The sequence below is a fragment of the Vibrio sp. NFR genome (assembly GCF_027587095.1).
GTDB classification, from domain to species: domain Bacteria; phylum Pseudomonadota; class Gammaproteobacteria; order Enterobacterales; family Vibrionaceae; genus Vibrio; species Vibrio harveyi.
Map to the genome: position 1 here is coordinate 1 of NZ_JAPPTN010000015.1, position 19,504 is coordinate 19,504.

20 protein-coding genes are annotated in these 19,504 nt (G+C 45.1%); 10 read left to right on the forward strand and 10 right to left on the reverse strand.

The features are described 5' to 3' along the window. Both OH463_RS22180 and OH463_RS22185 read right to left on the reverse strand, forming a co-directional pair. Positions 1 to 2,934 (reverse strand): retention module-containing protein (locus OH463_RS22180; RefSeq protein ID WP_269992666.1); only part of this gene is annotated, 2,934 nt, incomplete at its 3' end. A gap of 281 nt (positions 2,935 to 3,215) precedes the next feature. Then, positions 3,216 to 3,479, reverse strand: coding sequence for a hypothetical protein (locus OH463_RS22185; protein WP_005453751.1), 264 nt, complete (start codon positions 3,477 to 3,479; stop codon positions 3,216 to 3,218). A gap of 322 nt (positions 3,480 to 3,801) precedes the next feature. On the opposite strand from OH463_RS22185, the gene OH463_RS22190 reads away from it, so the two are divergent. Then, entirely contained in the window at positions 3,802 to 4,050 is a 249-nt protein-coding gene (locus OH463_RS22190) for a YgjV family protein (RefSeq protein ID WP_009696088.1), read from the forward strand. A gap of 127 nt (positions 4,051 to 4,177) precedes the next feature. Here the strand turns inward: OH463_RS22190 and OH463_RS22195 are convergent, their stop codons facing one another. The 3 genes from OH463_RS22195 to OH463_RS22205 are packed head-to-tail and all read right to left on the reverse strand — an operon-like array spanning position 4,178 to position 5,379. Beyond that, complete coding sequence (locus OH463_RS22195; protein WP_009696087.1) at positions 4,178 to 4,420, reverse strand: hypothetical protein; 243 nt, start codon at positions 4,418 to 4,420, stop codon at positions 4,178 to 4,180. A gap of 41 nt (positions 4,421 to 4,461) precedes the next feature. Further along, positions 4,462 to 4,677 (reverse strand): DUF3820 family protein, encoded by a 216-nt coding sequence (locus OH463_RS22200; RefSeq protein ID WP_005433583.1) that lies wholly within the window; start codon positions 4,675 to 4,677, stop codon positions 4,462 to 4,464. A 3-nt stretch (positions 4,678 to 4,680) separates the two neighbouring features. Beyond that, positions 4,681 to 5,379, reverse strand: a complete 699-nt coding sequence (locus OH463_RS22205) for a DUF3313 domain-containing protein (protein WP_269992669.1) — start codon at positions 5,377 to 5,379, stop codon at positions 4,681 to 4,683. Between the two features lie 161 nt (positions 5,380 to 5,540). On the opposite strand from OH463_RS22205, the gene OH463_RS22210 reads away from it, so the two are divergent. Beyond that, on the forward strand, positions 5,541 to 5,849 hold the full coding sequence (locus tag OH463_RS22210; RefSeq protein ID WP_269992671.1) for a cysteine-rich CWC family protein: 309 nt from the start codon (positions 5,541 to 5,543) through the stop codon (positions 5,847 to 5,849). 52 nt (positions 5,850 to 5,901) lie between these two features. Here OH463_RS22210 and OH463_RS22215 read toward each other — a convergent pair whose 3' ends face one another. Next, positions 5,902 to 6,246 (reverse strand): HopJ type III effector protein, encoded by a 345-nt coding sequence (locus OH463_RS22215; protein WP_005442588.1) that lies wholly within the window; start codon positions 6,244 to 6,246, stop codon positions 5,902 to 5,904. Positions 6,247 to 6,744: 498 nt separating this feature from the next. On the opposite strand from OH463_RS22215, the gene OH463_RS22220 reads away from it, so the two are divergent. After that, positions 6,745 to 8,514 carry a choice-of-anchor I family protein gene (locus OH463_RS22220; RefSeq protein WP_269992673.1) on the forward strand — a complete coding sequence of 590 codons (1,770 nt, stop codon included), beginning with the start codon at positions 6,745 to 6,747 and terminating at the stop codon, positions 8,512 to 8,514. A 242-nt stretch (positions 8,515 to 8,756) separates the two neighbouring features. On the opposite strand, the gene OH463_RS22225 is transcribed toward OH463_RS22220, so the two are convergent. Continuing rightward, positions 8,757 to 9,095 carry a 4a-hydroxytetrahydrobiopterin dehydratase gene (locus OH463_RS22225; protein ID WP_005433587.1) on the reverse strand — a complete coding sequence of 113 codons (339 nt, stop codon included), beginning with the start codon at positions 9,093 to 9,095 and terminating at the stop codon, positions 8,757 to 8,759. Further along, a complete protein-coding gene (phhA, locus tag OH463_RS22230) occupies positions 9,085 to 9,879 on the reverse strand; it encodes a phenylalanine 4-monooxygenase (protein WP_269992676.1) in 795 nt (264 codons plus the stop codon). The genes OH463_RS22225 and phhA overlap by 11 nt, the downstream gene beginning before the upstream one ends. A 221-nt stretch (positions 9,880 to 10,100) precedes the next feature. Between phhA and OH463_RS22235 the strand changes: the two genes are divergently transcribed. After that, on the forward strand, positions 10,101 to 12,071 hold the full coding sequence (locus OH463_RS22235; RefSeq protein ID WP_269992678.1) for an acetoacetate--CoA ligase: 1,971 nt from the start codon (positions 10,101 to 10,103) through the stop codon (positions 12,069 to 12,071). A 63-nt stretch (positions 12,072 to 12,134) separates the two neighbouring features. On the opposite strand, the gene OH463_RS22240 is transcribed toward OH463_RS22235, so the two are convergent. Then, positions 12,135 to 12,833 carry a class I SAM-dependent DNA methyltransferase gene (locus OH463_RS22240; RefSeq protein WP_005453728.1) on the reverse strand — a complete coding sequence of 233 codons (699 nt, stop codon included), beginning with the start codon at positions 12,831 to 12,833 and terminating at the stop codon, positions 12,135 to 12,137. A gap of 49 nt (positions 12,834 to 12,882) precedes the next feature. Here OH463_RS22240 and OH463_RS22245 point away from each other — a divergent pair, with 49 nt between their 5' ends. Continuing rightward, the gene (locus OH463_RS22245; protein ID WP_005453726.1) at positions 12,883 to 13,761 is read left to right on the forward strand and encodes a LysR family transcriptional regulator; all 879 of its coding nucleotides are present in this window, start codon (positions 12,883 to 12,885) and stop codon (positions 13,759 to 13,761) included. A gap of 175 nt (positions 13,762 to 13,936) precedes the next feature. Beyond that, positions 13,937 to 14,830: a cation diffusion facilitator family transporter gene (locus tag OH463_RS22250; protein WP_005453725.1), complete on the forward strand. Its 894-nt coding sequence runs from the start codon at positions 13,937 to 13,939 to the stop codon at positions 14,828 to 14,830. 120 nt (positions 14,831 to 14,950) lie between these two features. Here OH463_RS22250 and yddG read toward each other — a convergent pair whose 3' ends face one another. Next, on the reverse strand, positions 14,951 to 15,853 hold the full coding sequence (gene yddG / locus OH463_RS22255; RefSeq protein WP_017188875.1) for an aromatic amino acid DMT transporter YddG: 903 nt from the start codon (positions 15,851 to 15,853) through the stop codon (positions 14,951 to 14,953). 129 nt (positions 15,854 to 15,982) lie between these two features. Here yddG and OH463_RS22260 point away from each other — a divergent pair, with 129 nt between their 5' ends. From OH463_RS22260 to OH463_RS22275, 4 genes are all read left to right on the forward strand, one after another. Next, positions 15,983 to 16,129, forward strand: a complete 147-nt coding sequence (locus OH463_RS22260; protein ID WP_269992681.1) for a hypothetical protein — start codon at positions 15,983 to 15,985, stop codon at positions 16,127 to 16,129. Between the two features lie 12 nt (positions 16,130 to 16,141). After that, positions 16,142 to 16,792 carry an isoprenoid biosynthesis glyoxalase ElbB gene (gene elbB / locus OH463_RS22265; RefSeq protein WP_005442612.1) on the forward strand — a complete coding sequence of 217 codons (651 nt, stop codon included), beginning with the start codon at positions 16,142 to 16,144 and terminating at the stop codon, positions 16,790 to 16,792. A 334-nt stretch (positions 16,793 to 17,126) separates the two neighbouring features. Beyond that, the gene (gene yiaY, locus OH463_RS22270; protein ID WP_005442614.1) at positions 17,127 to 18,275 is read left to right on the forward strand and encodes an L-threonine dehydrogenase; all 1,149 of its coding nucleotides are present in this window, start codon (positions 17,127 to 17,129) and stop codon (positions 18,273 to 18,275) included. Positions 18,276 to 18,424: 149 nt separating this feature from the next. Beyond that, positions 18,425 to 19,501: a PQQ-dependent sugar dehydrogenase gene (locus OH463_RS22275; RefSeq protein WP_269992684.1), complete on the forward strand. Its 1,077-nt coding sequence runs from the start codon at positions 18,425 to 18,427 to the stop codon at positions 19,499 to 19,501. The last annotated feature ends 3 nt before the right edge of the window (positions 19,502 to 19,504 follow it).

Genomic DNA, 19,504 nt, shown 5'->3' on the forward strand with positions numbered 1-19,504 from the left:
CGTTGCAGCGCTATCTAATTGATAACTTACTACTCGGTCAGAACCTTGTGTCGTCGTGAAATTGCCATCAATGGAAATTGGATTGCTTTGGTCTGAGCCGATACTCGCTAGGTCATCTTCATCGACAGAAAGCGCAACGACGTCGGCAATGGTCGGCTGATCATCTACGATGGTAACCGGAATTGTTGCTGTAGAGGCATCGCCATCGAAGTCTGTCGCAATGATTGGGAAATTGAGGATCAGCTCATCACTGCTCGAAGCATGGTCGATTGGACCTTGCAGCGTGAAGTTGTAGCTACCATCGGTGTTTACCGTCAGCGTAAAGACCGCATTTGCACCCGCTGTCGCTTCATAAGTGAAACTACCATCTGAGTTCGCTGTTTCCGCTAACGTCACATCAACGCCTTGTGATTTCAAACCATCGACTGGCGTTGCAGAATTATCGAGCTGGTAACTCACCACTCGATCAGAACCTTGTGTTGTAGTGAAGTTGCCATCGATAGAAACCGGATTACTTTGGTCTGAGCCAATACTTGCTAAATCATCTTCATCGACAGAGACGGCATCGACATCAGTAATCGTTGGCTTGTCGTCTACAATCGTGACAGGAATCGTTGCCGTCGAGGTATCGCCATCAAAATCTGTCGCTATAACTGGGAAACTGAGGAGCAATTCATCACTGTTTGGCGCGTGGTCAATTGGACCTTGTAGCGTGAAGTTATAACTGCCATCGGTGTTGACCGTTAACGTAAAGACCGCATTGGTCCCAGCGGTCGCTTCATACGTGAAGCTGCCATCAGGGTTGGCAGTCTCGTTCAGAACGACGTCGACACCTTGTGATTTCAAACCATCAACTGGCGTCGCAAATCCATCAAGCTGGTAGCTCACCACTCGGTCGGAGCCTTGTGTCGTCGTGAAGTTACCACCAACTGAAATTGGTTCGGAGCCATCTGAACCAATTGACGCTAAATCATCTTCATCAACTGACAAGGCAACTACATCATCAATCGTAGGTGTGTCATCTTGGACTTGAATGACAATCTGAGCAGCTTCAGGTGTATTCGAGCCAGCGGTAATAGATGAGCGGTCTCCGTCGGCGTCCACTGCATAGACTGGCAAAGAAAACGTTAGAGAATCATTATTACTGCCAGTGTGATCCAACTGCTCATATAGATTAAACTGGTATTCACCAAGATTCGGAGAGTCAACCGTCACATCAAAGACCGTGATGCGATTACCACCCAGTTCGATATACCCTTCATAAGTACGAACGCCATTGCTCTCGGAGGTTTGTTCCAGTTGAACAACTTGCCCTTGAGATTGCAGCTCTCCAGAGTTATTAAATTCGCTCGGTTCTAATTCATAATGGTCGACAATGTCACTGCCAACAGAAGTCGTAATAGATCCAGCACCACTGGTAATCACAGCCCCTTCTTGAGAGCCTTGATCTACGCCCGCTTCGTCTAAAGATAGCCCTGTCACGTTTTCGATAACTGGATTGTTGCCATCAGAAATGGTCAGGCTGAACGTATTAGCAGTGATGTCCTGGTCAAAATCAACAATAGTGGTAGGCAGGGAAAGCACAATGGTATCGTCGGCATTACTCTGCTCTAGCGGTTTGAACTGCTCGAATTGATACGTACCATCTGTGTTGAGGCTTATCGATAAAACCGTTTCGTTAGAACCGGCGATAGATAAAATAATGGTGCTGCCGTCATCGGATAGTGTTGCTTCTGTTGCTTGGTTGTCACTAAGCAAACCATTAAACTGGCTCAAGCCTTCTTGGTTAAAAGAGACAGAAGATAGTTGATCACTGCCAATATCGACAAAGCTCCCTGTAATAAGTGTTGAAGAAGACTCAACATTTTCAAACGCGATGTCTTGCGAACTTGGGTTATCACCATCAATCACAGTGGTTGTAAAATCCACTGGAGCTAGAATACTGTTACCACCTACATCTGCACCCGTAATATCAAATGCAATGCTAATTTGGTCGCCAGCGATGGAGACTTGTCCATCCGCTATCGAAGGTAAATGATCAATACCTTGGCTAATTGTCGTGGTGACTTCAAGTTCTGCATCTAAACCTAACGACGTTGCATCAATTTCAATACGAAGAACTTCGTTACTACCTTGAGTACCGATGATCGCATTTTGGTTTTCATCATAGACAAATGAAACAGCAACACCACCGGAGGTGATATCCGCGTTTAACTCTGCCAGTAAAGATGCAAGAGATGCGGCTTCAGGTACAAAGGAGTCTGTATCAAGTGCGAGATCAGCGGCGCCAACCACCACAGTTGAAGAAATAGTTTGAGGGTAAGTAGAGAGAGAAATAGAGCCTTCTGTTACTTGAGAAGACAGCGTTTGACCGCCATCAGCAAAGATGGTGACATTAATGCCATCCAAATCTTCATCAGTTTCAGTGTCGGTTGTTGGAGCGGAGGTTTCAAAAAAGGTCGAAGCAAGAATTTCAGGGTTATTGTATTCAATGGTGACAAAACCCGCATTTGCCGATCCCGCACCGCCACCACCAGGACCAGCAGCAGTAGCTTCAAGAATAGCCGTTGGGTCGGCGCCTTCTAAAATAGCTTGTTGAATCGCAGCGACATCTTCTTCACCGAATTCAGCATCACCAGTTGCGGTTGGGTCAACGTTAACCTTGCCATCAACAGGCGCTACGACAAGCGCATCACTAGAGTCTTGTTCAGGACTTGAGGTTGGTATGCAAGCAACACAATTCTCATCAACGAGATAAAGTGCCCCCTCAGCAATAACCTCCAGAGCAGCACCATTTTCCGTGATGACCACCTCATCAGGAAATAAAATATCCCCAACTTTTACTTCTCTAACATTCCCTTCTGGGGTTAAAGCGTAAACACTACCTTTGACAGCATCAACAACTACTTCCTGCGGCACAGTTTGTGTACTCATCTGACCCCCGCTCATTGTCTAACGTCTTTACGAAAGACCTTTATAAATTATTTTAGTTTATCGAAATGTGATGCGCATTAGCTCACAATGCTGATTTAACTAACAATCAACTCAATAAACAATCAAATTTTGAACATTCAATACGCTTTAGACATGTTATCTGTGTTTCATCACAACAATGGCATTTGTCACCATGGCAATACATTACATAACCATATGAAAACATAAGCCTATTAATTAAAGCTTAGACCTTAATTGTAAAAAGTAGAAACCAGTAGATTTTAAGCGGTAAACATCATCCCACCAGTACCGATAAGAAGCGGTAAAAAGGCAAATAAGATGTCATAAGAAGAGGAGCGTTTTGCAAGTCGAATAAGGAATGGAGAAGAGAAAAACATCACCATAAGGTATTGGACAACATAGTCAGAAGGGATAAGAAGTAGCATCAACACATGTGTTAAAACGTGAAGAATCACGCCCCATGTATGAGGTTTAGTACGCATCATTAGAGCAAACGAAAACAAGAAACTGATGGCTACTGGCATAATATCGACTTAGTTGTAAATAATTCTCATTTGCAATAGTATGCGATAATTCTTATTTCTTCAACTTTGTTTTATCTATTGGTGACATCGTTATTATCAATCAACATAATAAGTAAAATTATCAATGATTTTTTTCCTAAACGTTTGCGTAATCGCTAACCTTCTCTTAACCTTGATTTGAGGCTTTCATCACGGTTTTTCCATTGCTATAGTTCACCCATCAAAACGAACAAGACCATTCGAGGCATGGAGCTTCCTCGTTAATCTCAAGATGAGAAGAAGTGGTACCGACAGAATTCGGCAGATTTAAGAGGGTCAAATAATGGAAATGAATATGGTTGAGATTCTAGGCTACGCGGCTTCAATCATGGTTGCAATCTCACTAACTATGAAAGATATCGTTAAGCTTCGTATCCTTAACTTTATCGGTTGTGCGCTTTTCACAGCTTACGGTTTGATGATTGATTCATGGCCAGTAGTACTAACAAACGGCTTTATTGCATGTGTTAACGTGTACTTCCTTGCGAAAATGCAACAGGAAAAAAAAAGCCTAGCGCCTGAAAAAGCCTAGTTAAAACGAATTAAGAAAGCCCGTAAGCGTGATGCTACGGGCTTTTTTGTGCGTTCTAGATCGCGAAAAAGTATCAAAACCACTAAGCCATTAAGCCAGACATAAAAAGCCCTGCTCCATTCGCTTATTACTTGGACTGGAGCCCCGTCTTCTGCGCAAACTCTTGCATTGCCTCAGCAAACGTTGTGGTTCCGCCTTTAGCTTGGACCTGAATCACCTTATACCCCATCTTTTCCAACGCTTGGCGTTCTGCCAAAACCGCTTTGTCATCTTGCTGACTGCCCTTTGCAGGTTGATGAAGGTAGCACCCTTCTAGTTGACCATCTTCGACCAGTTGGTGGTGTTTTAGTGCATTAATATCAAAATTCATGGTAATTCTTTAAATCAAAAATAGGGAGTTTCTCTGGCAGGCTACATGCGCTTTAAAGGCTTAACAACACTGTCCAAGCCTTCAATTTTAAGTGCGAGGCAGAGCTTTAGCAGTTCGCCTAACTCCCCTTCCGGAAAACCTTTTTTATCAAACCAGAGTAGGTATTCTTCTGGAAGATCAATAAGAACACGCCCAGCGTATTTGCCAAACGGCATTTGCATTCGAGCGAGTTTAATAAGGTTTTCTTTTTCTAACATATACTACGGAGTCTGTTGGGATAAATCTTGGCTAAGAGTAACACCCAAGCGATCGACCCACCAGTTAATTGCGTCTTTAGCATCGTCTAAAGAGTCAATCATGGTTGAGAAGTCTTTGTTTCCTGCTTGACGATCAATCGCCGCGAACAAAGGCGCATCACTCTCAGAATCGCTCACCAGTAACTCCACCGTCGCTGAGCCTACATTGGTGTGCTCACCTGTCGTTATTTTTGAGATGGTAGAAATCCCCAAGCCAACCGGCAGAATGCTTGAGGTGACAGCAAGAACGGGATTCGGCGTTTCCACATTACTTACCGCAATGCTCAAGCGAAGTGTTGTTTCACCGGGTTGGTCGACAATCTTTTTGACGGGTGAGATGCGCGCTTTTAGCTGATCGACCATGTATGTCGTCAATTCATTGATTTCTTCATCATCGAGCTCAGATTCTTGAACCACAACCATCACTCGATCAATTACCACGCTGTCGTATTCGTCCACTTTCTGTTTCAAACGAGCAGCATCGCGCAAGCCTGCTCTCGCCCAAACGAGATCGACCCCACCCTCTGGACCAGGACGAAAATCTTTATAACTGGTGAATTTCGTCGCACTGACGACGGGGCCACCAGCACATCCACTCAAGATGAAACCCAGAGATACAACTACCGTCGCCTTAAACAAGCGCTCAACCAATGACTTAAACATACCAACTCCTCAAACTTTGAATATACAGTTTATCATTCCATATAAATTTGACCAGTATTTATTCACTCAATAGCTATTTTGTTGAATCAAGTATTGAGCTTCCCGCTGCACAATTTCATGTTAAAGTACGCCGCTTACTGGAAAGCATAACGAGAAAAATAATGAAGTCACCTTGCCGCGCAGCCTGTAAAAATAACGGCGGAATCTGTTCTGGCTGCCACCGAACCATAGAAGAAATCGTGCAGTGGAAAGATAAGTCTGATGCTCAACGAGACGCGATCATCGAGCAATTGGTTGGAAATGATTCAACCCACTCTTGTCCTGAGTGTGGCACGAACGCGCACTGCGATATTGCTGCGGGGAAAGAGACGTGTTGGTGCTTTGATATTGAGACCAGAGATTTACCAAAGCCAGAAGCGGGACAGCTTTGTTTGTGTCGTAAGTGTTTAGAGAAAAAGCCAGTCGCCTAGTTAGTCGTCCTTTGCTGACTGGCTTGTCATTGAAATCGAGACTTTTAGCGCGCTATTTCTGCGCTAACGCTTGGGATTCGAACTTCACGCCATCCCAGCCTGTCACCATAAAGTTACGAATGTTTTGATGGTCGTTGTTCTCTGGATGTGCCAATACGTCTTCTCGGTAGAAGCGACCAAAACACGCCAACGTTGCTTCTTTGCTTAGGTTATTCAATTGACCAAACGCGAAGATCTTGCACGAGCCGTTATTCTCACCTGCATTATTCTGCGTTTCACCATTCACAAAAGCCGCTGGCGTAAACGCGTAGTTTGCCTCAATGGCTGCCATTGTCGTTTCAAATTCTACTGTCTCAGGTGATGCCGCTAGCGCATCCAAAAATTCTTTAAGTTCCATTATTTCTAGTTCCTAGTGTCTTTTCATCTTAAGTGTTCGACATACGTTCAGATTAAAACTGACACATTTGTTTCATCAAAAGCCAATATAAGAGTCATAAATCATAAATATATTCAGAGCCTTATTTAGGGGCTGTTGACCTTTCGAGCTGATTTTTGCAGCGAATTGTTGGACATTTATACAAGGCAGAGACTTTGCTATGTAGCTAGCCTACATGAGAAGTCGATAACGCGGTAGAAATGACCAACAAACGCTGCCCGGAGGGTTCGGCTAAAATCGTTTCATGCTTTGTTAAGGAGTATTTGCTTAGAACGACTAGGCGACACACTCCTTGCCTCGCCTAAAACGATTTTATCTCGAACAAAATTTAACCGCGAAAGATCAACAGCCCCTCATAACACTTCAATCAATGCGCTATTCCCCACTGTTGTAGTGAATGAATAGATATCTAACTTAGGTGCATTGAGCAACATTGTATCTGCTTAATAAGGAAATATCATGACCACCCCATTTAAGGCAATAGGCGTATTGGCATTATCTTCACTTGCCATCGCATGTTCATCTCAACCTGACGATTCTCTCTCTTCGTTTGCGGCCCAATGTAAAGCACCAGTAGCACCTGTTGCTGGAGAGACATCCATCCAAGGTTTGACCTTTATGGGAACGTCTATCGCTGACGCACCATTCGATACATCGGCAGCAGAAATCGTTCAATATGATGCGTGTACTGACAAGCTTTACGTGGTCAACGCTCAAGCAAAGCGTGTCGATGTACTTTCTATGGATGACAACGGCGCACCAACGCAAACCGCATTCATCGACCTCAACAGCGCGGGCGAAGCGACAGGCGTTGAAATTGGTGCGGCAAACAGCGTTGCTGTCTTTAATGGTTTAGTCGCTGTAGCGATTGAAAACAGCAATAAGCAGGCGAATGGCATTGTTGGCTTGTACCGCTCGGATGATTTGTCGCTGATCACCACCTTCCCTACTGGCGCACTGCCAGACATGGTCGGCTTCTCAAAAGACGGCAGATACATTGCGACAGCAAACGAAGGTGAGCCAAATGGTGACTACAGTGTCGATCCAGAAGGCAGCATCACATTAATCAACTTGAGCCAAGGCGTAAAACAAGCAGAAGTCACGCAGATTGGTTTCAATGAGTTTGATGGTGCACGTAAGTCTGAGTTACCTGCTGATGTTCGAATCTCAGGTCCAAATGCAACGGTGGCGCAAGATCTAGAACCGGAATACCTCACCTTTGCTGACAATGGAAAAATCTACGTTGCACTGCAAGAAAACAACGCGATGGCAATCGTAAACCCAGAAAACAAATCGGTAGAGAAGATTGTGGGTCTGGGCGAGAAATCTTGGTCTGATTCAAAACTGGATGCTTCGAACAAAGACAAAATCATTGGCAACTTTAAGAGCTACCCTCAACTGGTTGGTCTGTACATGCCAGATACCCTCGACAGCTACTCGGTAGATGGCAAAACTTACATCCTCTCTGCAAACGAAGGTGACGGTCGTGAGTATGGCTTCAAAACAACACAAGCTCTATGTGACCAAGCCGGCTTCAAGTGGGATGAAGACGATTACCTCGGTACAGATGAATATACTTCTGAGCAAGGCACCTGTTTAAGCCATGTTGATGAGGTGCGCGGTAAGAAGCTGAAAGTCGCAGCAGATCACCCGCTGGCAGAGGCGCTAAAAGATAACAAGCAACTCGCGCGTCTAAAAGTGATTAAGCCTGAACAAACGCTTTCTGCGCAAGACAATGTACAAGCCTTTGGCGCACGTTCGTTCTCTATTTGGGATGAAAACGGTGAGTTGGTTTTCGATAGTGGTGACGATTTCGCAACCATCGCATTAATGAATGAAGGTAAGAACTTCAACAGCACCAACGATAGCAATGACAGTGGCGATGACCGCAGTGACGACAAAGGCATTGAGCCAGAGGCAATTGAAGTAGCACAAATCAATGGTCGTCATTACGCGTTCATCGGCTTGGAGCGTCAAGGCGGCATCATGATTTATGACATCACAGACCCGAAACAAGCGCAGTTCCTACATTACGTAAACCGTCGTGATTACAGCCAACCAGTTTGTACAGAAGTGGAAGATGGCGAATGCGCGAACGACACTTACAATCCAAAAGCAGGTGATTTGGCGCCAGAGTCAATCAATTACTTTGCTCGTAACGGACAACACTTTATCGCGGTTGGTAATGAAATTTCAGGCACGACGTCTGTGTTTCGAATTGAGCTTTAATTCTCGCACTTAAAGACGACAAAATTAAAAGCAAAGCGCCCGAACTTAAGTCCGGGCGCTTTGTTTATAATCAGTGAGCATTGTTTGAGAGTGAGATTCCCGACTTGCTCCTTCGTCGCTCTCGAGAATGACGGAATCTAACCTAGAATGCGTCATTTTGCAGTTCTGAGTAACCCCCATCACCAACGTCATTCCGGAATCGAGGAACGAGATGTCCGGAATCTCTCTTTAATCACTCGGCTTTACTCTTCAATAGCCAATGCGTCGCACTTCGAAGCACAGATAAAGTCGTTCTTATGCAGACCTTTAATAGAGTGGCTCCACCACGTGATGGTCACTTTGCCCCACTCCAGCAAGATAGATGGGTGGTGGAATTCATCTTCTGCAAGCTCGGCAATCTTGTTGCTAAACGCCCACGCTTGTTTGAAGTTCTTAAACTTGTAGACCTTCTCAAGTTGAGGAATCTCATCTCTCTCAATGATCTGCCAATCAGATAATTGCAGCAGCAAAGACTGTTGTTCCTCTTTACTAAGTGCAATGGCATCGATACTACAAGCTTCGCATTTTTGTTCATTCAACATGAGCAGGTTCCTTTGGTTCGAAAAGTGGTGGAAGCAATCCGGCTTCAATCGCTAGATCGGCTTGTTTCAATAAATTCAGTTGGCTAATTTGGAAAAGCTGGGACAAATCTTCAATCACGTAGTATTTCGGCTGCATGATATCGATGCGATAAGGGGTTCTTAACACAGTTTGCAGGTCAAACTCGTCTCTAATCGCGATGTCGCTTTCCAATGAATAGATGGTTTCTCCCGGAGATGAAAGGATGCCGCCACCGTAGATCTTGGTTTTGTTACCCTCTTGAACCAAGCCGAACTCGACTGTAAACCAATATAGACGCGCAAGGTACCCTCGCTGCTTTGGTGTCGCTGCTTGTCCAAGCTGTCCGTAATGCTCAGTAAAGGCGGCAAAATCCGGGTTGGTGAGCATGGCGCAATGACCAAAAATCTCATGGAAGAAATCTGGCTCTTGTAAGTAATCAAACTCTTCTCGCGTTCTCAAAAACGTAGCGACTGGGAAGCGTTTATTGCCAAGCAAGTTGAAGAAACGATCAAAGTCGATCAACGTAGGTACTGGCTCCACTTGCCAGCCCGTTGTTTCCATCAAAACACGATTGATTTCGGGCAGTTGTGGCACGCGGTCATGAGGCAAATCGAGTAGCTTGAGTCCATGCAGATAAGCGCTACATGCACGGTCTTGAATCACGCTCATTTGTCTTGTGACCAAGTCGCGCCAAATGGCATCCTCTTCATGGCTCCATTCTACCCTTCCATCCTGATCGACGGGTTTTGAATGATACTGAGTCATTGCACATCTCCGTTAACAAATCATTTACATTAAGCCTATCTACACTCTTTTGTCCTTCCAATCCCCTGACCATTTTCCACTCAAAATTCGGGTGTAACATTTTCTTTACATTAACACCTAACACATTGATATACATAAGGAGCTAGTTTCTCCAACGAGTTTGACTTTATTTCTGGTTCACCTCACACTGAAAACGTTAAAACTTTGTTATAGAGGGAGCTATGCGCGAGAGCAACAAAGTCTGGCAGCCGACGGAAGATCGAATCGAGCAAGCCAATATCACGCAGTTTATCGAGCACATTAATCGGCAGGGTTTCGAGCTCAAAAACTACTCTGATTTGCACCAATGGTCTTTGGAGCATAATGAGCATTTCTGGAAAGAGGTTTGGCAATTTTGCGACCTAATTGGCACGCAAGGCGATACCGTTAAAGCACAAGGTGAAAGCCGTTGGCAATCACCAATGCAAAATCGAGATGCCGTGTGGTTCCCTCAAGCTCAAGTTAACTACACAGAGAACCTGCTCAGTTTGGCAGAGCAACAAGCGGATGAGCTGGCAATTTGGTTTGAAAACGAGCGCGGTGACAAACAGATTTACACATGGAAACAGCTTTGTGATGAGGTCTCGAGCGTTCAGCAATGGTTAGTCGAATGTGGCATCAAGCAAGGTGATGTGGTTGCAGGCTATTTACCACATATGCCACAAACCGTTATTGCAATGCTAGCCACCACCAGCTTAGGCGCGACTTGGACGTCCACCTCCCCTGATTTTGGCGTAGAAAGCGTTATTGAGCGCTTCGGGCAAGTGAAGCCAAAGGTTCTCTTCACCTGCGATGGTTATACCTTCAACGGCAAAACTTTCGATATGTTGGAGAAGAACCATCACATCGCGGATCTTCTTGATGGACTGAAACAAATATGTCAGATCGGTTACCTCAAACCACATGTGTTCGAATGCGATGTTTGTACTCACGATTGGCAAAACATCATTAATCAGTATTCCCCAGCTCCGTTGCATTACACTCGCGTGGAATTCAATAGCCCGCTGTTTGTGCTTTATTCCTCCGGCACAACTGGCAAGCCTAAGTGTATCGTGCATTCTGTTGGCGGTACGATTCTTAATCATCTTAAAGAGCATCAACTTCATTCAGATATTCAGCCTCAAGATCGCGTCTTTTATTACACAACTTGTGGTTGGATGATGTGGAACTGGCACGTATCTGCTCTAGCAAGTGGCGCGTGCTTGGTGATTTTCGATGGTAGCCCGGTTTACCCAGCACCTCACGTATTATGGGATTTAGCCCAGCGAGCAGAAGTAAGTCTCTTTGGTACTGCCGCCAAGTATCTAGAAGCGATAGAAAAAGCCGGATTGTCACCTATCAAAGATTACTCACTCCCAGCTTTGAGAACCTTGTGCTCTACGGGCTCAGTGCTTTATCCAGAGCAGTTTGATTACGTTTATCAACACGTCAAGCAAGATTTGCACTTGGCTTCTATTTCAGGCGGAACAGACATCTGTGGCTGCTTTGTATTAGGCAACCCTATCTCGCCTGTTTATCGTGGTGAATGCCAGTACGCTGGCTTGGGTATTGATGTTCAAGTGTTCGACTCGCAAGGTCAAAGCGTGAATGGACAGCGCGGTGAGCTCGTCTGCACCAACTCTATGCCTAACTTCCCTGTCGGCTTTTGGAACGATACCGGGGAACGCTACCACAACGCTTACTGGGACAAGTTCGATGATATCTGGCATCACGGTGATGATGTCGAACGCAGCGCCAAAGGTGGATTTGTTTTCTACGGTCGTAGCGATGCATTGTTGAATCCTGGCGGTGTGCGCATCGGCACAGCGGAGATTTATCAGCAGGTAAACGCCATAGAAGGTATCGTCGATTCCATTGCCGTTGGTAAAGAGATCGAGCGAAACGAACAAATTTGGCTGTTTGTGCAGACCGCTTCTGGTGTCACTTTAGATGAAAGGTTAATAGCAGAGATTAAGTTGCGCCTCAAGACGTCCTGCTCGCCAAGGCACGTTCCAAGCCAAATTTTCGCCATCAGCGACATTCCTAAAACACGCTCAGGAAAGTTGGTAGAACTTGCAGTCAAACAAGTCATAAATGGTAAGGAAGTTGAGAACTTAGGTGCGATTGCGAATCCAGACGTTTTAGAAGAAATTCGACAACTCACCTTTGTCTAGTGAATCGAAGGAAACAAAAAAGCGAGCTAAATAGCTCGCTTTTCTTATGTTCTTTGTCGGGGATTAACGGCGACCTACACCCATTAATACTGACATTGTGTGACCGTCTGATGTGATTTCGAAGACCTTCTTCGTTTCTACCTCAGTAAAGCCTGCTTTGATAAGTGCGTTTTCTGATTTCGCTAGCGTGAAGCCTTCTTTTGCTGAATCTGCGATCCAATCAAAATGAACGAAGTGGCCGCCAGCGTTGAGTAACGAGTGAGCAATCTCTAGAGACGTTTCGTAGTCTTCGATGAACGCCAACACTGAAGAAGCAACGACAAGGTCAAACTGACCACGGAATGCTGGGTGCTGAGCGACTAGACCACGCGTCAATGCGTCAACAACTGGTTCTACATTCTCTAACTCTTTCTTATCAAGCTCTTCAATCATGGCTTCAGATGCATCCAGCGCCACAATCTCTTTTGCGGATGGCGACAATAGTTGGCTTAACTGCCCTGTCCCACATCCAAAATCCAATACTTTAATGCCATCAAGCTGAGTAAGCTGTTGTAACTGTGCAAACACCGACTGAGCAAATTGATCTGTTGCTGGGTTAGATTCCCAATTCTTTGCTAAGCCGTCCCAATCTTGTGCCATCGTGGCCTCCATGTTCACTTCTTGTAACCCCCATAGATTACCGCAAAAACGCCAAAACACCATAGACTTATCTGGCGAATCCGTGTTTTTTTCGATAATCTTTCTAAGCGTCAGTACGCTCATTCATCTACGTTATCGATTCTCATCTTTTTAGTTTAGGTCTTTTTTAATCATGAACTTAACTCAAGTCGAAGCTTTTTGTACCATCGCCGAATATGGCTCCGTATCGGAGGCTGCGCGTCAACTCGATTGCAATCGTACTAAGCTGAGTATGGCAATTAAAGCGCTTGAGAAAGACTTAGACGTCGAGCTATTCACTCGCACAGGCAATCAACTAACGCTCTCGGAAGCGGGGAAAGCCATCTTCAAAGACTGCGAAAACCTGCTCGTAACCGCACAACGAATCAAAAAGACCTGCGCTCAAGTTTCTGACGGCTTCAACGCTGAGGTCTGGGTGGCACGTGACGACTCGCTGCCAGACGAACTGTGGCAAGAGCTATCTCATACTCTAAACAATCGCTTCCCATCCACCACATTCAACCTGATTCTCGCTTCCAGTGGTGACTTAGCTAATTTGGTCAGTACTCAACAGGTCGATTTTGCATTTGGTGTTGATTACGAGCGCGTGGATGACCCACACATCGTTTACAATCCACTTGGTAAAATTCGTATGATGTCGGTCTGTAGCTTCGATCACCAACTCAGCAAAATGCGTCGCGTCACCGATGAAGATTTGCGTAACCAGATGCAAGCTTTGATGGTGTATTTGAATGAGAAAGACAACCCCGAGCTACAACCCTTTTCTACTCGATACATTGGCTTCTCCAGTTTTGACTACATGCTGAACACTATTTTAGAAGAAGATGCATGGGGCGTATTACCAGAGCCATTGATCCGACATTACTTGAGACATCAGAAACTTGCGGTGATCAAACACACCTATGGTTTGACGCAAGAAGACTACTGTATGTTCGTACCAAATGGACAAACAGAACACCCTGCAATGAGTTGGTTGGCCGATAAGTTAAGCGAGTATTTATTCGACTTCTAAACATATTGCAGTGAGCGTCAATTATATTGACAGCAGAATTTAATGCTAAGTCATTGAAAAATAAAAGCATAATTCAAAACCAACATTTTATCGTTTAAATGTCACACAGTTTTCATTTGCTTAAATTTGCCCTAAGGAGAAGAATGTAAGGGTGTAATAATTTAAGGCATCTTTTATGTGTGACAGGACAAGCAAAAACGAAAACCGTATCCTAACCTTCTCAGCCCTTTTAGCATCTGGGTTTGCAATTGGAGGGATGGTACTTGGCTTGCTTGTTGGGTCGATCGTCATCGTTTTTGACGGTGTTTATTCTCTAGTCAGTCTGCTGTTAACTTTATTGTCACTGGCAGCTTCTTACTACATCAGCAAGCCATCAAAATCTATTTTTCCTTTCGGCAAAGCTGTACTTGAACCTATCGTTATCGCTATTAAAGCCGCTGTTATTTTAGTGGTGGTTTCTTTCTCATTATTTTCAGCGGTAACCGCGTTGATGACAGGCGGTCGTGAGGTAGACGCTTCCATCGCAACCATCTTCGGTGTCGTTAACGTGATTGGTTGTGGTTACGCTTGGTGGTTTATGGCGAAGAAAAGTCGTCGTTTCTCATCAGGTTTGATCGAAGCCGAGAAAAAACAATGGCAAATGGATACGTTGTTAAGCGTGGCAGTAACGGTTGGTTTTATCGCTGCATGGTTGGTATCGCTAACACCATACGCACACTATGCGGTCTATGCAGACCCTATGATGATGGTCTTGATGGGCTTCTACTTCCTTAAAGTACCATTTGATATGCTAGTTGGTGCCCTACGCGAACTGTTAATGATGACACCAAGCAAAGAGTTGTGTCAGAGCGTTGGTAAAGACGTTCTTGAGATTGAAAAAGTGACTGAACACCAATTGAAACTGGCTGGCGTAACTAAAGTTGGTCAAGAACTGCGAGTAAATGTGGACGTGCATGTGGATGACGACACGCTAGAGCTTGATACGCTAGAACACACTCGTAAGCAGCTTACTAAGCGACTATCGAAGCACAGATTCAAGCTTCAATTACAATTGAACGTCGCATATTAGAGCGCCACCAAGAATCATTAGAACTCAAAAGAAAAGCTCCCAATCTCGGGAGCTTTTTTCTTGCTTTGATTTGAACCTGAAAGACACTCAAGCGTGCTCTACATATTTCTATACCAGCGTTCATCCCGCCGCTTCGCGCTTCTCTTTGGTGACCAGCCAACACATCAGCGAACCAACCGTTACCATTACGACTCCTTGCCAGAAGCTGTGGCTTAGAGTGACGCCTAGAATAAGAGAGGAAAACAGAGCAGAAAAAATCGGCGTAAAGTAAGACAAGGTTGCGAGAAACACCATATTGCCGCCCACAATCGCGATGTTCCACAATCCGTAGCCACCCGCCATTAAAGCCGCAGACGCCACTAAATACCCCATCGCTTCCCAACTGAATGCCATTGGCGGCTCATCAGTAAAGGCGTATTTGATCCACAAAGAGATGGCTGTCGCGATAAAAAACAAAGTAATCGCGTTGTGCTTCGATTGTTGTCTTTGAGTCAGATTGCAATACACAGCCCAGATGACTGCGCCTGCAAATGCCATGAAGTAAACAATCGGATTGCTACTGATGTTCGCCACTAACTGCGTCGGTGATAAACCGCTATCACCACTGACCGTCCACGCGACACCAATGAATGCCAACATAACTGCCGGGTACAGTAACCAGTTCGGCTTTTTGTTACTGCCCAATACCGCAAACAAAACGGTTAGTGCCGGCCATAGATAATTGACGATCGAGACTTCAATCGCCTGAGAACGAGAATTGGAGTAGCCCAATGCCAGCGCAAGGAAGATCTCGTAGCAAACAAACATCGCTCCACCCAGAACTAAATACTTGGGTGAGAAATACGACAGTTTTGGAATGCCAACCACAATCAACAGAAAAATGGAGCTTAGAGAATACAGCATGGCTGATCCGCCCACGGGCCCTAAACTTTCTGTCACCAATCTAGCGATGCCTAGCAAACAGCTCCAAGAGAGAATGGCGATACAACCATAAAGGGTGAAACGAAACTGATAGGATTGCATGTTATCTATGTGACCTACTGCTCATGAATGCCAAAGGAAACTGCAGCTTAACTCAAAAATGATCCGCTTCAACGTACTCTTTTTCCAAAATCGGTATAAAAACCACTCTATTAAGCGGTTGGAGTCGATATGAAACATTTTCTGCCTTCGAGTGTCATGCTGACACCGTTTGTTGTGCGCTACTATGAGGAAGAGGACGAAAGTGAAAACGTTGAAACACATTCGGAAACGCATGGTCTAGATAGTGAAGAACAATCTAAGGAACGTTCAGAGTAAAGGAATCCAATCATGAAAAAAGTCGCAGTCATTTTAAGTGGTTCAGGCGTTTACGACGGCTCTGAGATCCACGAAGCCGTATTGGCGCTCTACGCCATCGAGAAAGCAGGTGCAACTTGGCACTGCTTTGCACCTAACATTGACCAACTCCACGTCATCAATCACCTAACTGGTGACGAAATGGATGAAACACGCAACGTATTGATCGAATCAGCTCGTATCGCTCGCGGTAACATTGACGATGTCGCCAAACTTAACGTTGATGAATACGATGCCCTACTGCTTCCTGGTGGATTTGGTGCTGCGAAAAACTTAACCGACTTCGCCGTTTCAGGCGCAGAGTGTTCGATTAATACTCACGTTGCCCAAGCGTGTCGTGCATTCGCTCAAGCGGGCAAACCTGCAGGGTATTTATGCATCGCACCAACTATTATCCCGATGATTTACGATCAAGGTGTAAAAGGCACCATTGGTAACGATGAAGCCACTGCTGCAGCATTCGGTCATATGGGGGGCGAGCATGTCAATTGTCAGGTGGATGAAATCCATTTCGATGAAAAACACAACGTGCTTTCAACACCAGCTTATATGTTAGCGGAGAATATCTCACAAGCCGCATCAGGCATTGAAAAACTAGTAGATAAGTTAGTTAAAATCGCCTAAATCGAAAACGTTTGCTTAAAACACACCATACGAATCCCCATTGATAGACTACATATTAATGGGGATTTTTTATACTTTAGTCGAATTGAGAGATAAACCGTACGAATCTTGTTATTTTTGCCAATCGTTTGCGTGATAAATGAGATATTTCAGCTACGTTAAGTAGGTGTTGCACCATCTCACTGTGCAACAAGACTGTCATCACACTTTCAGCCCTCAAGATACCCCTAAGGGGTTAAACTTGTCCTAGATCAATCTAAATCAAGAACGGGGTATGCAAGAGTAAATGACAGATTAAGAAAGATTATTAAAAATAACGACGGAGCAATGTTATATGACAAGTGCATTTTTTATCCCTACTGTAAACCTAATGGGCGCTGGTTGTCTGAAAGACGCAGCAGACAGCATCCAATCTCAAGGCTTTAAAAAAGGTTTGATTGTTACGGATAAGATTCTTAACCAAATCGGTGTAGTAAAGCAGGTTCAAGATCTACTAACAGAACGCGACGTAGCAACTGTTGTGTTCGATGGCACTCAACCAAACCCTACTATCAGCAACGTTAACGACGGCTTGGCACTTCTTACAGATAACGAATGTGACTTCGTTATCTCTCTAGGTGGCGGTTCACCACACGACTGTGCGAAAGGTATCGCGCTTGTTGCTTCTAACGGCGGCAAAATCGCAGATTACGAAGGCGTAGACCAATCTGCAAAACCAATGATGCCACTTATCGCAATCAACACGACTGCGGGTACTGCATCTGAAATGACGCGTTTCTGCATCATCACTGACGAAGAGCGTCACATCAAGATGGCTATCGTTGATAAGCACACAACACCGCTTATCTCTGTAAACGATCCAGAGCTAATGCTAGCTAAACCTGCTTCGCTAACTGCAGCAACAGGTATGGATGCGCTAACTCACGCGATTGAAGCTTACGTATCTATCGCTGCAACACCAATCACTGATGCGGTAGCAATCAAAGCGATTGAACTTATCCAAGCGTACCTACGCACAGCAGTGAAAAATGGTGAAGATCTAGAAGCTCGTGAACAAATGGCATATGCACAGTTCATGGCGGGTATGGCGTTCAACAACGCTTCTCTAGGTTACGTACACGCAATGGCACACCAACTTGGTGGTTTCTACGACCTTCCACACGGTGTTTGTAACGCGATTCTTCTACCTCACGTACAGCGCTACAACGCGCAAGTATGTCCTGAGCGTCTACGTGATGTAGCGAAAGCAATGGGCGTAAACGTAGAAGGCATGTCTGCTGAAGCAGGTGCAGCGGCAGCAATCGACGCTATCGTTACTCTAGCGAAAGATGTGGGTATCCCAGCAGGTATTAAAGAGCTTGGTGCGAAACTAGAAGACATCCCAACACTAGCAGACAACGCACTGAAAGACGCTTGTGGTTTCACTAACCCTAAACAAGCAACTCACGAAGAAATCTCTAAGATCTTCGAAGAAGCGATGTAATCTCGCTACATAAACAATTCTCTAGCCTTAATTCAATCCCCGATCTCGTATCGGGGATTTTTTACATTCTTATACAATCCATGCTCTGCAAAACGTTCTCTTTTAGTGTTAGCTTTTAAGCATTAATACGATTCATATTGGAAGGAACCATGAGAACGATTGCTGCTGCCCTACTCGCTTGTTTATCCTTTTCTGCCAACGCTGCCGAATACCGCGCTAACGAAGTGGCGAATGGATTTCAGATCCCTTGGGGGATCGAGTTCTTAGATAGCCAACGCGTAATCGTCAATGAAAAGAACGGTACGGTTTCGTTGCTGGATATCACCACAGGCAAACCTCAAAAGCTGTTTAACGTTCCCGATGTGAATACCAGTGGGCAAGCTGGCTTATTGGATGTCGCGCTCGCACCGAATGCCGATACGCAAAATCCGCAACTCTTCTTTACCTACAGCAAGCGCACGAGCAAAGGCAATACGGTGGCGTTAGCGACGGCGCAATTGCAAAACAATCAGCTTGTGGGCTGGAAAGATCTCTTTGTTGCTGATGCCATCACTGACACAGGGCGTCACTACGGCAGTCGAATTTCATTTATTGACGACAAAGTTTACTTCTCAATCGGTGACCGTGGCGAACGTGATAATGGGCAAGACACTCAAACCCATGCTGGCAGTATTCTGCGCCTTAACCTTGATGGTTCGGTTCCACAAGACAACCCATTCAAATCTTCCGAAGCTCGTCCTGAGATATGGAGTTACGGGCACCGCAACCCACAAGGTATGTTTTACGACGAAGCAACAAAACAGCTGTGGTCGATTGAACATGGACCACGCGGCGGCGATGAAATTAACCTAATCAAGAAAGGCGCGAACTACGGCTGGGCTAAAGTCTCTCATGGTAAAGAATATTGGGGACCGTTGGACGTCGGGGAAGCTAAGTCGTTACCGGGAATGGAAGATCCAAAGTTGGTATACATCCCTTCTATCGCACCTAGCAATATGATTTTGTACCGTGGCGATAAATACCCAGAGTTGGACGGAAAAATCCTCGCCGGTGCATTGAAACTGGCGCACATCAACGTGGTTTCTATTGAGAATGGCAAGCTTACCGAATCAAAAAGATTGATGGAGAATCTTGGTGAGCGAGTAAGAGATATAACCATCAGCCCCGATGGCTATATCTATTTTTCTACCGACAGCGGCAAAATCTTTCGTCTTGAGGAGAAATAGTTT

What these genes read in the sequence shown, in the direction of transcription:
- OH463_RS22185 (WP_005453751.1), bottom strand. Translation starts at nt 3,479, where the DNA reads ATGCCAGTAGCCATCAGTTTCTTGTTTTCGTTTGCTCTAATGATGCGT.
- OH463_RS22190 (WP_009696088.1), top strand. Translation starts at nt 3,802, where the DNA reads ATGGAAATGAATATGGTTGAGATTCTAGGCTACGCGGCTTCAATCATG.
- OH463_RS22195 (WP_009696087.1), bottom strand. Translation starts at nt 4,420, where the DNA reads ATGAATTTTGATATTAATGCACTAAAACACCACCAACTGGTCGAAGAT.
- OH463_RS22200 (WP_005433583.1), bottom strand. Translation starts at nt 4,677, where the DNA reads ATGTTAGAAAAAGAAAACCTTATTAAACTCGCTCGAATGCAAATGCCG.
- OH463_RS22205 (WP_269992669.1), bottom strand. Translation starts at nt 5,379, where the DNA reads ATGTTTAAGTCATTGGTTGAGCGCTTGTTTAAGGCGACGGTAGTTGTA.
- OH463_RS22210 (WP_269992671.1), top strand. Translation starts at nt 5,541, where the DNA reads ATGAAGTCACCTTGCCGCGCAGCCTGTAAAAATAACGGCGGAATCTGT.
- OH463_RS22215 (WP_005442588.1), bottom strand. Translation starts at nt 6,246, where the DNA reads ATGGAACTTAAAGAATTTTTGGATGCGCTAGCGGCATCACCTGAGACA.
- OH463_RS22220 (WP_269992673.1), top strand. Translation starts at nt 6,745, where the DNA reads ATGACCACCCCATTTAAGGCAATAGGCGTATTGGCATTATCTTCACTT.
- OH463_RS22225 (WP_005433587.1), bottom strand. Translation starts at nt 9,095, where the DNA reads ATGTTGAATGAACAAAAATGCGAAGCTTGTAGTATCGATGCCATTGCA.
- phhA (WP_269992676.1), bottom strand. Translation starts at nt 9,879, where the DNA reads ATGACTCAGTATCATTCAAAACCCGTCGATCAGGATGGAAGGGTAGAA.
- OH463_RS22235 (WP_269992678.1), top strand. Translation starts at nt 10,101, where the DNA reads ATGCGCGAGAGCAACAAAGTCTGGCAGCCGACGGAAGATCGAATCGAG.
- OH463_RS22240 (WP_005453728.1), bottom strand. Translation starts at nt 12,833, where the DNA reads ATGAGCGTACTGACGCTTAGAAAGATTATCGAAAAAAACACGGATTCG.
- OH463_RS22245 (WP_005453726.1), top strand. Translation starts at nt 12,883, where the DNA reads ATGAACTTAACTCAAGTCGAAGCTTTTTGTACCATCGCCGAATATGGC.
- OH463_RS22250 (WP_005453725.1), top strand. Translation starts at nt 13,937, where the DNA reads ATGTGTGACAGGACAAGCAAAAACGAAAACCGTATCCTAACCTTCTCA.
- yddG (WP_017188875.1), bottom strand. Translation starts at nt 15,853, where the DNA reads ATGCAATCCTATCAGTTTCGTTTCACCCTTTATGGTTGTATCGCCATT.
- OH463_RS22260 (WP_269992681.1), top strand. Translation starts at nt 15,983, where the DNA reads ATGAAACATTTTCTGCCTTCGAGTGTCATGCTGACACCGTTTGTTGTG.
- elbB (WP_005442612.1), top strand. Translation starts at nt 16,142, where the DNA reads ATGAAAAAAGTCGCAGTCATTTTAAGTGGTTCAGGCGTTTACGACGGC.
- yiaY (WP_005442614.1), top strand. Translation starts at nt 17,127, where the DNA reads ATGACAAGTGCATTTTTTATCCCTACTGTAAACCTAATGGGCGCTGGT.
- OH463_RS22275 (WP_269992684.1), top strand. Translation starts at nt 18,425, where the DNA reads ATGAGAACGATTGCTGCTGCCCTACTCGCTTGTTTATCCTTTTCTGCC.